Annotated in this window: 13 protein-coding genes; all 13 read right to left on the bottom strand. The window is 62.7% G+C overall.

What is annotated here, in order from left to right:
* Positions 1–25: 25 nt before the first annotated feature.
* Positions 26–1,057 carry a 3-oxoacyl-[acyl-carrier-protein] synthase III C-terminal domain-containing protein gene (locus AC1KVG_RS12460; RefSeq protein ID WP_481094649.1) on the bottom strand — a complete coding sequence of 344 codons (1,032 nt, stop codon included), beginning with the start codon at positions 1,055–1,057 and terminating at the stop codon, positions 26–28.
* A 114-nt stretch (positions 1,058–1,171) separates the two neighbouring features.
* Positions 1,172–2,191, bottom strand: coding sequence for a TraB/GumN family protein (locus AC1KVG_RS12455; protein WP_481094585.1), 1,020 nt, complete (start codon positions 2,189–2,191; stop codon positions 1,172–1,174).
* Positions 2,192–2,283: 92 nt separating this feature from the next.
* The gene (locus AC1KVG_RS12450; RefSeq protein WP_481094584.1) at positions 2,284–2,745 is read right to left on the bottom strand and encodes a cupin domain-containing protein; all 462 of its coding nucleotides are present in this window, start codon (positions 2,743–2,745) and stop codon (positions 2,284–2,286) included.
* A gap of 34 nt (positions 2,746–2,779) precedes the next feature.
* A complete protein-coding gene (locus AC1KVG_RS12445) occupies positions 2,780–3,574 on the bottom strand; it encodes a WecB/TagA/CpsF family glycosyltransferase (protein ID WP_481094583.1) in 795 nt (264 codons plus the stop codon).
* Positions 3,575–3,578: 4 nt separating this feature from the next.
* Positions 3,579–4,373: a polysaccharide pyruvyl transferase family protein gene (locus AC1KVG_RS12440; protein ID WP_481094582.1), complete on the bottom strand. Its 795-nt coding sequence runs from the start codon at positions 4,371–4,373 to the stop codon at positions 3,579–3,581.
* Positions 4,374–4,413: 40 nt separating this feature from the next.
* On the bottom strand, positions 4,414–5,613 hold the full coding sequence (locus tag AC1KVG_RS12435; RefSeq protein ID WP_481094581.1) for a GumK N-terminal domain-containing glycosyltransferase: 1,200 nt from the start codon (positions 5,611–5,613) through the stop codon (positions 4,414–4,416).
* A gap of 64 nt (positions 5,614–5,677) precedes the next feature.
* Positions 5,678–7,162: a lipopolysaccharide biosynthesis protein gene (locus AC1KVG_RS12430; RefSeq protein WP_481094580.1), complete on the bottom strand. Its 1,485-nt coding sequence runs from the start codon at positions 7,160–7,162 to the stop codon at positions 5,678–5,680.
* Positions 7,163–7,179: 17 nt separating this feature from the next.
* Positions 7,180–8,229: a glycosyltransferase gene (locus AC1KVG_RS12425; protein ID WP_481094579.1), complete on the bottom strand. Its 1,050-nt coding sequence runs from the start codon at positions 8,227–8,229 to the stop codon at positions 7,180–7,182.
* Positions 8,226–9,368 (bottom strand): glycosyltransferase family 4 protein, encoded by a 1,143-nt coding sequence (locus AC1KVG_RS12420; RefSeq protein ID WP_268214756.1) that lies wholly within the window; start codon positions 9,366–9,368, stop codon positions 8,226–8,228. Before AC1KVG_RS12420 ends, AC1KVG_RS12425 begins: the two co-directional genes overlap by 4 nt.
* A 67-nt stretch (positions 9,369–9,435) precedes the next feature.
* The gene (locus tag AC1KVG_RS12415) at positions 9,436–10,524 is read right to left on the bottom strand and encodes an acyltransferase family protein (protein ID WP_268214755.1); all 1,089 of its coding nucleotides are present in this window, start codon (positions 10,522–10,524) and stop codon (positions 9,436–9,438) included.
* Positions 10,525–10,537: 13 nt separating this feature from the next.
* On the bottom strand, positions 10,538–11,629 hold the full coding sequence (locus AC1KVG_RS12410; RefSeq protein WP_481094578.1) for an acyltransferase family protein: 1,092 nt from the start codon (positions 11,627–11,629) through the stop codon (positions 10,538–10,540).
* Positions 11,626–12,912: a polysaccharide biosynthesis protein GumE gene (locus AC1KVG_RS12405; protein ID WP_268214753.1), complete on the bottom strand. Its 1,287-nt coding sequence runs from the start codon at positions 12,910–12,912 to the stop codon at positions 11,626–11,628. The genes AC1KVG_RS12410 and AC1KVG_RS12405 overlap by 4 nt, the downstream gene beginning before the upstream one ends.
* 94 nt (positions 12,913–13,006) lie before the next feature.
* A complete protein-coding gene (locus AC1KVG_RS12400; protein WP_023904402.1) occupies positions 13,007–14,461 on the bottom strand; it encodes an undecaprenyl-phosphate glucose phosphotransferase in 1,455 nt (484 codons plus the stop codon).
* Positions 14,462–14,662: the final 201 nt, after the last annotated feature.

The following is a 14,662-nucleotide window of genomic DNA, read 5'->3' as shown; positions in this document are numbered from 1 at the left end:
CCTGTTCGGGAAGTGAGCACACGTCCTAGTACCGCAATACCATGCCGCCGATCGCCAGCCCGGCGCCGGTGCCGAGCAGTGCGAACAGATCGCCGCGTTGCAAACGCTGCTCGATCCGCGCGTGATGCAAGGCGTGCGGCAACGATGCGGCGACCTGATTGCCGGTGGCATGCAGGATGCGAATCACCTGATCGGCGCGCAGCCCCAAGGCCTGCACCACATGATCCAGACCGCCGCCGGAGGCCTGATGCGGGACCAGGCAGCGCAACGCCTCCGTGGTGGTGCCGGCCTCGCGCAGCAATTGCTCCCAGAAGGCAGGCAGGTAGCGCGCCGCGAAGCGATAGGCACCGCGCCCATCCATGCTGAAGGTGCGCGAGGCATCGGGGGCGCTTTCTTCGCCACGCGGATAGCGCGTGCCGCCGCCGCGAATACGGCACAGATCGGCGCCCTTGCCATAACTGCACAGGCGGCTGGACAGCAAGGCCGAGCCGTCTTCCGCAGCGCTGCGTCCCACGATCACCGCAGCCGCACCATCGCCAAACAACCCGGCCGTAGCCGGCGCCGATGCATCCAGCCCGCCCGATGCCACCTCGCTGGAGACGATCAACACGCGCTGGTAGCGCCCGAGCGCCAACGCATTGGCGGCCATATCCAATGCCACCAGAAAACTCAGACAGGTCGCATTGACGTCGAACGCGGGAATGCCCGAATCGCCCAGGCCAAGCGCGCGCTGGATCAATACCGCCTGGCAGGGAATCGGCTGCTCCATGACGCTGCAGGCCGAGATCAGGCAATCGATGTGGCCGGACTCGATGCCGGCGCTGGCCAGCGCCTGGGTCGCGGCGGCGGCGCCCATCGACGATGCGGTCTCGCCCTCGCCCACGTAATGGCGCGTGGCCACGCCCGAGCGCGCGAACGTGGTGCCCGCCGGCAACTGCCAGCGCGCGTCCAATTGTTGCGAGGTCACCTCCGTCGCGGGGACATGGCGCCCGGTGCCCAGAATGCGCAGCGGCAATGCGTTCAACGCGGAGGTCTCATTGGACAAGGCGCGCAGCATAACGTGGCTGGCGTTGGCCGACTCGATCGATCGCACGCTGCGCATCGCCTTCAAACGAATAAGACCATGGCGCGGCCGATCAAGCCTAAGGAGCGGCCACCGAACCTGCTGCGCTTACGGCGCCTCCACCGCATATCCCATCGCCTGCAGCCGTGCGAGATATCCATCCGGCGCCATCAGCCGGCTGATCGGCAGCACCGCGAAGGTACTGCGATTGCGTTGCAACGCCGTGGTGGCGATGCTCAGCCAGTGCTCGCGCATGCGGCGTTCGAGATCGTCGATACCACGCGCCCTGGCCGCACCGGAGCTGGCCATCGCGCTCATGCAGGCGGCCTGCGGATCTTCGCGCGGCAGCTGGCGCAGCGCTTCGATATCGCCCACCGACCATGCGTTGGCGCGCTCGACCATCGTGGGCAGATCGCGCTCCACTGTCACCAGAATGCTGCGAAAGCACGCGGTATCGTCCATGCCGCCGGCACGGAAATCCTTGATGGCCTGGCGCGGGTCCTTGATCTTGTAGTCCAGCGCTGTGGGGGTTGGCTTGATACCTGCGCGCTTGGCGGCACGCTCCACCACCGACCAGATCACCGGCGAACGGGCAAGGCCAGAGCGCTTGATCGCCGCCTGATACAACTCACCGGCGGCCAGCATCGGGCGCTTGCGCTCCACACCCCGATCGCCACCGATATAGCGTGCCTTGGCCAGGCTCCAACGGGCATACAGATCGGGCGGCAATACCTCGCGTAGTTCGCGGCCGTCTTCGTTCTTCATCGCCTTCATCGCGGACGGCAGCAAGGTCAGCTTGCCGAAAAATCCCATGTCCGCATCAATCTGCACGGTCGGCGCCATCAGGACCTGCTGGGACTGCCCGATGATCGTTTCCACCTCGGTCGACTGCCACTGCAGCCGCTTCGGCAATGGCGACAAGGTGCCCAGGATCCACAACACATGATCGCCCTTGCTGACCTTCCACAAGCCAGGGCCGGGTTGCACGCCGCGCACCACCATCGCTTCCAGATCGACCACCGCCGGTGGCGATGGCGCAGCCACTTTCGGCGTTGTGCTATCACTGGCCGCCGCCAGCAGCGACACCAGCATCAATCCGACTCCCCACACCGCCCCCTTGCCTCGCATCACATGTCGCCCCTGTGTGAGACGCGGACATTACGCCAAGCCCGCCACCGCCGCGTTAGGGAAGCGTTCGGCATGGCAGGCGCAACCGTGGCTCAGCGCGGGACCAGGGCTGCCAACTGCGCGGCCAGCGGCGAGGCATCGTCGAGCAGCGCGAACCCTTCCCACACGAACCCGGGCGAGACCGTGCAACCCACCAGGGTGAAATCGCCAAGCGAGCGTGCTGCCTGCCAACAGCCGGCCGGCACCACGTGCATCGGCTCACCGCGCTCGGCCGCATCCAGGGTCAGGCGTTGCAACTGCCCGCTGGCCTCGTCGTAGATCAGCAGCTCCAGCGCATCGCCTTGCTGCCAATGCCAGCTTTCCTCGGCGTCCACGCGATGCCAGGCGCTGCATTCGCCGGCACTGAGCAGAAAGCGGATCGCGGTCAGCGCGGGACGCGTGTGCCCGCCATCGGTGATCTGACGAGCAGACGCGTAGACACGACGGAAGTGCCCACCTTCCGGATGCGGGGCGAGGTCGAGCGAGCGAATCAGGTCAGCGGCGGTTGGATGCATCCCTGCATGCTAAGACAGCGCGCGCCGCCATGCATCACGGCAGATGCTTGCCCGCGCGCAGACAGGTGCGGAAAAACACCAGCAGATCCCAGCTATAGCGCTTGAGCAGACGGCGCGGCTCGTGGAGCAGCCGATACATCCATTCCATGTGCAGACGCTGCACCCACTCGGGCGCACGCTTGGCGGTACCGGACAGGAAGTCCAGCAATGCGCCAACACCGAACACCAGCGGCACCGTCAGCGCCTGGCTGTGATCGAGAATCCAGCGCTCCTGCAGCGGATTTCCGAAAGCCACCAGCAGCACATCGGCGCCGGAGCGGTTGATGCGCTCGGCCAGGCCCTCGCCCGCCGCGGCAAACTCGCCGTAGCCATCGCACATGCCCACCACCTGCTGCCCCAGCGTGCCGGTCAGCGTGGCGGCCGCGGTCTTGCCCACGCCCGGGCGCCCGCCCAGCAGGAAGAACTTGAGCGGATGCGCCGCCCCGCGGCACAGATACGGAATCAGATCGGTGCCATTGAGATTGCCGGCAAAGCGGCGGCCATGGATCAGCCGCGCGGCCAGATCCATCCCGATCCCGTCATTGACGATGCGCACGCTGGGCTCGCGCATCCGCATGCGCAACGCCTGGCATTGCACGATGAAATTGGTGTTGGCAAAGAACACCCGACGCCGCTGCTGCGCCGCCAGCGCATGGAACAACTCCAGCGCAAAGGCCTCTTGCGTCGTGGACAACACCGGAAACCCGCCAAGCGGAATCACCACGCCTTGGGGTGGCGCGCCATTGGCGGCAGTCTTCGTTTCGGTTTCCACGCGCTGGCCCTGCATCATCGAATCACCAAAGGTCGTAAGGGAATGCGGCCAGCAATCCGGCCTGCAAACTCGCCAGGTCGAACTCGCCATTGCCGCCCAGATCCAGGCACTCTTCCACGCTATTGCCCGAATGCCACTGCGTACGTCCGGTGCCGTTGTAGTAGTCGTCGTACTTGAAGCGGTCTTCGCCGTTGCCCCAGTCCAGATACACCGCCGGGATCCCGTACGCTTCGGCCAGAATCAGCCCGTGCAGCGAGCTGCTGATCACCAACTCGGCGCCCAGCAATGCGCTCATGAAGGTTGCAGGCTTGACGTTGGGAAACACCAGATGGTCGGCATACGCGCTGTATTTTTCGACCGGCTCGTTGAAGTGCGGAACGATGGCGAACGGACGCTTGTTTACCGCGCCAAGCGCATCGACGGGAAAGAACATCGGCGTCAGCAGACCGGGGTCGCCATAGACCTCGGGCACCGCGATGCCGCGCTCCATCAAGAATTTGCGCGTCTTCGGCCCACGCACTGCACGCACATCGAGTGTACTGAAGGTGTTGCGTTCGGCCGGAATCTTGCCGTTGATGCCACTGCCCCAGACGGTATCGCCATCTTTGGCGAAGTGCAGCACCGAACCGATCGCGATCAATTTCTTGCTGAGATCGCGCTTTTCAATCAGCGTTTTGTCCTGCAAGGACAGCACGCAGGAAACGATCACCTTGGACAGGTGATCCCCCATGTTGACGCCAGCGTTTTTCGGCTGCCACCAGAACAATGCACGACGTTCGGCATGTTCTATCCACTTCTGCAGTAAAGCGTTGGCCATCGTGAGGGATCTCCTTTAAAAAACGAATGAGCGCGCCGCATCAATGCGAGAGCGCAGCCTCCGCAGAGGTGCGCGCGGCTGCGCCGGTGTTGTGCGGGTACAACCGGGTCTCTGGATACGCACCGGGATTGAGCACGCGATCGGTGGTATCGGACCAATTCAGGCACTGGCGATAGCGCACGTGCGGTGCTTCCAGTGCCAGCCCGATTGCCGCAATGATCGAATCAGCGTCGCCCGGAGTGTAGCCGAAACGCGACTGATAGGGCCCGACGACGACGTTCGGGCAGACTGCCGGCAGCCCGAAAAAATCGTACTGCAATAGCTTCATCGAGCTGTCGGCCAGATAGATCGGCACCTGCTCGGATGCATAAGGCGCGATACCGAAACGGGCGTGCTTGATGTAGCCGATGGTCTCGACGTGTTTCATTTCGCCATAGACCGTCACGTTGTCGCCGTAACCAGGATGACGCCCCATGCCCGAGCCGATCACATGGAAGGTGACGTGCGGAAAGGCCTTGCTGGCGACAACGAAGAATTCCGGATCGAACAACATCGACCCCACCGCCACCGCGTGGATGCCCTCGCCATACGGCGATGGGTCGCCCAGCTGGTCCAGGTTGTGATCTACCCCATGACCGACGTGATAGACGTTGTCGCGGCTTGCCACTTCCTCGGCCATCGCTGGCGACACCAGCGCGATCACATCGAGCGTTGGCGCAACACGGTCGAACTCGCGCTCGATGTAGGAAGCGACATTGATCGTGCTCAATGCATCGGATGCGCGATAGACCAGCTTGGCCGCAGGATTGATGCGCTTGGCGAGCTCAATGAAGGCAACTGCAATGCCACTCTCGAACACGATCACGTCCGCCTCGCGCATCCAGTCAAGCAACTGACGCGGTGGATGCGCGGCATACCAGCGAAACATCGCATCCTCAACCGCACGTAGCCACGCGCGGCGCGTATTGAACGGATGCACCGTGGTGCGCCATAGATAGCAGTCGACCCCCTTGTGCGAGACGACAGTGTTCGCCGTTTCGTCCAGCGGCAGGCGCATGTCGCCCTTCATGCGCGAGAGCCTGCTGTAACGCAGCGAGAAGAATCGCGTCGTCCCGCGCAACGCCAGTTGATCGGTGATGAAGTGGATATTGGCGCGGCGCGGCGTGCGGTAATCGTGTGCGGACAAGACCAGATAGCAAGGCCGGGCAATGCCGGTAGCGGCGGCGGGTGTCTCGCTCATGGGCCGTGTCCTATGGATGAGTGGAAAAGAGCATGCACAAACGCAGGCGAGGACAGTGTCGATCTCATCGGCGTGCCTTGGCCTGGGTCAGTAATTTGCGGATGTTGACGATGGACAGCACATCGCGGCGGAACGCCGGCCAGATCGCCAGGGCTAGCAGACAGACGGCTGCCATCGCCCCTGCCCCAGCGGCGAGCTGTTGCCACAACGGGCCACCGGCCACGACGGAGACGTAGTACGCGCAGCCACCGGCCACACCGTAGGCCACCATCGGGCGCAAGGCGTTGGTGAACAGCGAGCGCACTGGCGCGTCGGAAATCTTGCCAATCCAGACCAGCGACAACGGCCAGATCAATAGCAGCCCGAACGAATAGCCGATCGCCACGCCCATCGCGCCCCAGCGCGAGCCGGCAAAGATGCAACCAATCAGCACGATGCGCCCGACCAGCGAGTAAATCAGCTGCTGGCGCATCAATCCCTTGGACAGGAAGACCCAATAGGTGGCGTAGGACGCGGTCTGGAAAATTCCACCCAGGGTCAACACCTGAAACAACGGCACCGCATCGCGCCACTGCTCGCCAAGCACCAGCACGATCAACGGCATCGCCAGCGCACAGGAAAAGGCGAACAGTGCAAAGATCAAATGCACCATCACTGTCTGCCCACGCAGCAGGAAAGCGTTGAAGCGCTCGCGGTCGTCCTGCAGCTGCGACAACACCGGCAACGCCACGCTGGTCGCCGGCGCGTTGATCTGGTTCAACGGCATCATCAGCAATTGGAAGGCGCGGTTGTACAGGCCCAGTGCGTCCGGGCCGGTGCGCCAACCGATGATGACCTGGCCGACATTGCGGCTGGCATATCCCAGTAACTGCGCGGCCATCAGATTCCAGCCGAAGCTCATGAAATCGCGCATCGGCGCTGCACGTTGGTAGCCGCGTGGCAACCAACGTGAGCAACTCGCGGCGATCAAGAAATTGACACTGGCTTGCACCACTTGCTGCACCACCAGCGCCCAATAACCCCAACCGAGCAATGCCGCAGCAACAGCTGCAACCAAGCCCAGCACCTGCGAACCGACATCACTCAACGCCACCTGCCCGAAGCGCAGGCCACGGCTCAGATGCGCGCGGTACTGCGTGGTCATGCCGTTGATCAGGAAGGTCACCGCCAGCGCCTGCGAGATCATCACCAGCGCCGGCTCTTTGTAGAAATTGGCGATCAGGTGGGCAGAGGCATACACCACCACCGATAGCGACAAGCCGATACCGCTGTTGATCCAGAACAGGTTGTCGCGTTGTTCGCGGCTGACATGCTTGGCTTGCACGGCAGCGGCGGACAGACCGAAATCGCGCAGGATCTCGGCTGCACCGACGATCGCGGTGACCATCGCCATCAGGCCGTAGTCGTAAGGCGTCAGCAACCGCGCCAGCAAAATGATGCCGCCGAACTGCACGACCATCTTGGCGGACTGGCCGATCATGGTCACCGCTGCGCCACCGGCGGCACGCGAACCGAGGCTGCGTGGTGGGGGCGGCGTGGGGGATGTCATCGTTGGGATCTCTGCGGTCACAGCGCGGCGTCTCCATCCTTGCCGAGCGCTTCCAGGTAGGTGCGGTAGTGCAACTGCCCGATCCGTGGCCAATCACGTTGCGAAAGATCCGGTGCCGGGCCGCGTGGCGCGTCGCGTACCTTGTCCAGCATGCCGGTCAGCAGCGCTGCATCGAAGTCGCCTTCATAGAGAAACACCCAGCCCGGGCCGACTTCCTCGGCAATGGCCGCATTCGACTCGCTCCACGGTGCCAGCACCGGACGCGCCAGCGACAACGCCAGCAGCAGCGTGCCGGAGTTGTGCATCTGCCGATACGGCAACACCACCAGCTCGGCCTGGCTGACTTCGCGCGCCAACACCGGCTCTTCGACATAGGCCAGCAGCGCGGTGACACGTGGATCCTGCGCGCAGGCATCCTCCACCAGCGTGCGCATCTGCGGCGTGGCGGGGTTGCCGACGATGCGTAGATTCAAGCGCGGATCGCCTACTTCGCGCATCACATCCAGCAGCGTTTCCACACCCTTGTACGGACGAATCAAACCGAAGTGCAGCAGCCGCCCCGGCACCGTACTGCCCTGCTGCATGGTCGCGAACCAGTCGCGGTAATGGCCATGCAGGATGGTGTCGGTGAACGGCGGCCGCGGCGGCGTGGTCGCATTGATGCGGATCCAGCGACGCGTCAAACGGTCGATCCACCGCAACAGGTTGCGCTCACGCCAACCGCGATCTTCGTGCGGCGCCAGGTTGTGCAAGGTACGCACCACCGGCGTGCCGGTCAGTTGCAGCTTGAGCAACAACAGCGCCGCACACACCTGCTTGGCCAACGTGCCGGCAGCACTCGGATGACGCAGCAGATATTCCGGCCAATGCAGATGCAGTACGTCGTAACGCGACAACAATGCATCGCGCATCGAGAAGAAGCGCGGTTGCACCGCATCCGGCAACGAAGCGTAGAGCTGGGTCAGATACGGATTGGTGTTGGCGTTGGGCTTCTCGGTGGAGAACAGCACGGTGACCTGCGGCTGCGTGGCCGCACGCGTCAGCGAGGCAGACGCAAGCGCACTCATCGCACCGCCTCCTGCGCGCGGCGCGTGCCCAGCGCGGTGTGGTATTCGTCGATATAGCGCCCCACCACGTGCTTCCAGTCGTAGCGGCTCACATACGCCATGGATGCGGCGCGACGCGTATCGAAATCCGCATCCGACTGCAGCGCAAGCGCCTGCACCTGATCGGCCGCTATCTCGAGCCTGTCGCGATTGACGATCACGCCCTGACCGGACTCGCCGGCAAGACGCACGAACGGCGGGATATCGCTGAGGATCGGAATCAGGCCCGCACTCATCGCCTCGACCGCCGCAATGCCGAACCCTTCATGCCGCGACAGGCACACGAAGAACTGCGCTTGGTGCATCAACGCCCGCAACTGCTCCTGCGAAGGCGACATGCTCAGCTGCACCTTGTCCTGTAGACCACGCTCGGCGATCGCCTTGCGCAGATCGGCCTCGTTCAAATCGTACTCGCGGCCGGCGATGATCAGCCGCCACTGCGGGTCGCGCTTGAGCGCGGCCTGGAGCAACTCCAGGGTTTCGATCAACCCCTTGTTCACCGACCAGCGCCCGAAATACAGCATCGTGCGCCCGGGCGTCGTTGCACCCTGCCCTGCGTACTTCTCCACGTCGACGCCGTTCTCGATCACCCGCAAGCGCGCCGGCGACACCACCTTGGCGAACAGATCGCCATCGTTCTCGCTGGTAGCGATCACCCGCGCATACGCCAGCGCAGAAGTGCGGGTCAGCGTCTGAAACCACAACTGCTTCATACGCGAGGCGTAAGCGGTATGGAAAAACCCGCCATGCGTGGACACCACCATCGGCTTGCCATGCAGCGGCTTGGTCAGCGCAAGATAGTCGTAGAAGAAATCGATGCCATGCAGGTGCACCAGATCCGCCGAGCGAATCGCACCGAGCACCGATGGCGCAAACGGGTAGCGCGACGAACCGCGGTAACCGATGCGCCGGATCGGCAGGCCCTGATGCGTTTCCTGCGCAGCAAGTTGCGCGCCTGGATCGGTGAACACCCGGTCCAACGTCACGATCTCCACCGTATCGTCACTGTTGGCCTGATGTTGACGGGCCACATTGAGAACGACTTCCTCCATGCCTCCGATCGAAGGATGGAATTGGCGGACAACATGCACCACTTTCATTACGCCAATCTCCTGTGCCCGCAACGCGCAACGGCGTGTTGCGACGGCTGATGATTCTGGAAGCTCGTCATTTACCTTTCAACCCCAACATCCACGGCGCAATGCGCACCAACACTGCACGCATCGGCACACTGGCAACAATCGCCACCGTGCACAAACTCATCGCCCATGCAGGTGTCCCGATCATGCTGGGTGCGATCACACCGGTGCGTGCCACCACGCTGGTGAGTACCAGAAACACCAGCGTATGCGTGCACAGAATCAGCAAGGTGTTGGCGCCAATCCACTGCAGCCAACGCCATTGCCGAACGAAGTAGGCAACGCACAAGGTCATCGCCGTGCCCAGCAGGCTGACCAGCAAAAACACCGCAGCGGACTGCCCGAACTGCAGATTGTTCACATCTACTTGCCCGTTCCATGCCGCCAACCACCACCAGGCTGCTGCCAGCACCGGGAGTGCCAATGCCCACGCCATGGCGCCAAGCGATCGCAGCGCATCGGCGTAGCGCGATAGCCAGCCGCCAACGGCAATGAAGAACAACGCGACCGGCAACACGTCCAACGCAAACGGAAGCCGCAGCTGCAGCGACGGGAACCAGCCGGCCCATGCCAATGCAAGCGGCAGGCAGGTTGCAGCCAGCACCGTCGTACTCAAGCGCGCGCGCAATGCAATGTAGGCGAGCGTGGTGACAAACAGCGCCGGCAAAAACCACAACGCCGGAAGCACATACAGGCTTGCGCCGTTGGCCCAGAACAGACCCATAAACGGGTCCCACCACGGCAGGCTGTGCGATGGATGCGCCGCGCGGCTGGTCACTCCCATCAACATCCAGCAAGCGTAGGCAACCAGAAAGAACGCAAGGTAGGGAAGGAGCAGCGTGCGCGCCAACTTCTTGATCGTCGCCACCGTCATTGCACGGCGGCCGAAGCGCTCGCCCACCCAGCCGGACAGCACAAAAAACAACGGGACGTGAAAGCTATAGGCGAACAGCTTGTAGGCCGCCGGCATGCCGCTGGCATGCCCCAACACCACCAGGACGATGGCCAGCGCTTTTGCTGCATCGATCTGCCAATCGCGGGTCAACGCCGGTGCTGGCGCGGCCCTGGCCCCCGAGCTGTCGTGCCTGGCTGCAGTGGAATACGGCGCGGTCGTCATGGCGCGGTGCCGGTCATGCCGCCACCGGGCGGGCACCCAATGTCCACGGCGCGAAACGCATCAGGAACCAGCGCAGCGGCACGCATGCGGCCAACGCGAAGATGGTGACGAACAACGCCCAGCCAAGCCCCGGACGCGAGGTACCGAATCCACCAGCCAGTGCCGCAACACCGGAAAGCACAAAAAACACCAGCATGTGCGTGCACAGGATCAACAACGTATTGCGCCCGATCCACTGCACCCATGCCCAGCCTTGCACCAACCGCGCGGCGCAGATCACCATCAGCGACCCAAGCACTGCACTCAGCAGAAACAGCGCATGATTGCGGCCGAATTCCAGCATGTTGACGTCGATCCGGCCGTTGACATCAGCCAGCCAGGCAACCGCAATCCCCAGCACCACCGTCGCAAGCACGCTCCCAACCAACGATTTCGGCAGGTGCGGCGAGAGGTGGATCAGCAAGGCGCCAAGTGCATAGAAGCACAGCGACACCGGTAGCACATCCAGCCCGAAAAAAATCCGCACACCCTGTGCCGGGAACCAGTGCATCCAGAACCAGGCCACGACCAGCGACGCCACCGCAATCACCACCGGCGACAGCCAGCGGCGCAGCAGCACGTAGCCAACCACCGTCACCAGCATCACCGGCAGAAACCACAGCGGAGGCTGCACGTACAGATCCGGGCCGATTCCGGTGAACATCGCCACGATCGGCTCCCACCACGGGTGACTGCCCCAGCGTGCCGCTTTTTCGCCGATATTGCGCGTCAACAGCCAGTACGCATAGCCAAGCAGATAGAACACCACATACGGCAACAACAAGCTGCGCGCCTGCTTGCTGAAGGTCTGCGACAGCCCGGTAGCGCGCGAGGCGTACCCGGAGGCCAGCCAGCCGGAGACCAGAAAAAACAGCGGCACATGGAAGCTGTAGGCGAACAAGGTCATGCCGTGCGGCACGCCCTTGGCGTGGCAAAACACCACCAGCAAAATCGCGATCGCCTTGGCGGCGTCGATACGCAAGTCGCGACCGCGTTGCGGGGTGGCGACGTGTGCGCCGGCAGTCGGCAAGACCGGCTGCTGTGCCTGCGTCGCCGCCAGATTCATCGCGCCCCTCCCGCAGGCAATGGCAGCTGCCCGCCATCGTCGGTTGGATCCTGCTTGCTCACCTTAGCCGTCGTTGCAGCAGACCAGGTCGGCAGCATGTGCCACATGCAGCCGCACACGAACCACCACAGCGCCGAGGTCTTGATCGAAAAGTAGCCGTTGGACACCAGCAGACTCAGCGCGAACGCAAAGATTGCCAGGTTCTTGAACAGCTGTCCTTCCTTGCTCGGCATCAGCAGCAGGAACGAATAGGACAACAGAAACGCCAGCACGCCGACGATCGACTGCGATGCGATGAAGTAGGCAATACCACTGTCGAAGTAGCGATACGCCTGCGCAAAATCCAGGCCCATCCAGGACTCGAACGACAGGTTGTTCATCGAATACACGGTGAAGAATATCCGCCCCATCGTGTTGTCCTGATAGGCGGTGATCCCGGTGATCCACACCAGCAACCACGCGGTCATGATCACCACCAGAAACACCAGGAACGCCAGTCGCTGATCCAGGCGTTTCAATAGCGGCGACAGCAACACCATCAGCACACAGGTGCCCGCCGCGAGCCGTCCATCGGAGGCAACGATCATGAAACCGATCAAACCGACCGACAGAATCAGCATCGACGGCCGCATCCAACGCCAGAACACCAACACGATTGCGGTGAAGAAGCAGATGTAGTTGCCCATCGTCACCGGCTCGATGAACATCGAGGAGGCGCGCGGCAGGTTGGAGCCCGGCAGGAAGTTACGCTCGCCCGGCCGCGTGGCGCTGACGAACAGATTGCTGTCTTCGTTCCAGAAGCCTTCCGCGCTCATGCCACGCGCATTGACGAAGAAGCTCTTCGGATTGACCAGATCGCCGTAGGCGCTTGGCATCGCCAGCTCGAAGGCGGCAACCAGCGAGACGATGATCGTCATGCGCACGAACAGCTTGGGCACCGACCCGGTATAGGCCGAACCCAGCACGACAAACGCAAACACCACCAGGGCATCACGGAAAAATTTGGGATCGATCTGCCAGTTCACCAGAAAGCGCACGAACATCAAGGTGACGATCAGCCCCAACCCGCTGATGATCAACGCGATGCGCTTGCGGCTCATCGAGCCCAGGCCAAGCAGGAAGCACGCGGCGTAGATAATGAACTCGACTGCATAGGTGATCACCGGACGCACCGTGAACACGTTCGCGTTGATCAGCGCCAGCACCAGGTTGTAACCCACGCCCACCAACAGCGTCAGTTCGATCAGCAGGTTATGCCAGCGAACGCGGGTCTCTTCGCTCATTTGGATCAGCATGCAGACGCCTGCTTGAAAGGGGCGGCTGCGATGCAGCCGCCCGCGGCGCTGGACGCGCCAGGTCGCACACTACCCACCATCATCAGTACGCGGTCTTCTGTCCGAACACACGCACCGCGGTCAGCACGATGATGCGGATATCCAGCCACAGCGACCAACGACGGATGTAGTCCAGGTCGTACTGGATACGCTTCTTCATCGTGCGCAGTTCCGGGGTTTCGCCACGGAAACCGTTCACCTGCGCCCAACCGGTGATGCCCGGCTTGACGTAGTGCCGCTGCATGTAATGGTTGATCAGCTTTTCGTAGTGCGTATTGTGCTGCGCGGCGTGCGGACGCGGGCCCACGATCGACATGCTGCCGCCCAGCACGTTGAAGATCTGCGGCAACTCATCCAGGCTGCTGCGACGCAGGAACGAGCCGAAGCGCGTGATGCGGGTGTCGTTCTTGGTCGCCTGCTGGATGGTGGTGCCGTGATCGTCATGCACGCGCATCGAGCGGAACTTGAACATGTAGAACTCGCGACCACCCAGGCCGTGACGACGCTGACGGAAGAACACCGGACCCGGCGAACTCATCTTGACGCCCACCGCAATCGCCGCCATCAACGGCCACAGGCCCATCAGCGCGATCACGGCCAGGATCTTGTCCTGCAGCGCCTTGGCGACCACAAAGTAATTGTCGCGATCCACACCGCCCTGACGCAGATTGATCACCGGCACATTGCCGATCTGCTCGCCAGACTGATTCAACAGACCGAAGTCGAACAGATCCGGCACCAGCTTCACGTTGATCGGATAACGATCCAGACGCTGCAGCAACTGCTTGATGTGATCGCGCTCGCCCAGCGGCAACGAGATCCACACCTGTTCGACCTGGTTGTCCTTCAGATACTCGATCAACGCGTCCGGGTCACCCAGGCACGGCAACGACTGCCGCTGCTCGGTCACGGCGATGTCGTACGGCGTACGGAAGTAGCCGACCAGATTCATGCCGACCCAGGGATTGCGGCTGAGGTAATGATTGATCTTCATCACCGGATGGCGCAGACCGACCACCACCACACGCTGCACATCCACGCCTTGCGTACGCAGATGGTTCAGGAAGCCGCGCAGTACCGTGCGTGCCGCCACCAACGAAGCCAGACCACCGACGAACCACAGGCCGATCCAGCCGCGCGACACCTGCTCGCCCACCTGCACGATCAGCGCGTGCACCGCGAATAACGCGAACACACCACCGAACGCACCACCCAGGACCAACAACTCGCTCAACAACCCGCGACCGCGCCAGCTGCGATACAGCGGGAACAGCGCAAAGCAGATCACCGAATACAACAAGGTGGTGGCGATCGCGACCCGATACGGCGCCGCCGGCACCCAGGAGCCGAACACGATGCGATACGCAATCAGTCCGGAGACCACGACCATGGTCAGGTCGAAGACGCGCAAAACCAGGTCGGCTGCAGCCGAATACTTGGACAACAATCGCGGCGAGGATGTGGTGTAGGTCGCGCTACTCAAGTCTGCCAAAAGCATGGGGATGTCCTCCAAACTCGATACGGCGCATGCGGGGGAACATACGAAACGCACGCGAGTTTTCAATCATCTCCGTCGTACGATCACCGCGGTAATACCTACCGACCCCAGATCGCACGACAGCCCTTTGTTTCAACAGAGACAAACTTTCAAACGAGGGATCCCGAAACTTACGGGATCCGACTTTTTCCACGCTGAATC

The organism is Xanthomonas sp. NCPPB 3959, from assembly GCF_056675575.1.
The sequence above is the reverse complement of the archived record's forward strand: the minus strand, read 5'-3'. Positions and strand labels throughout refer to the sequence as shown.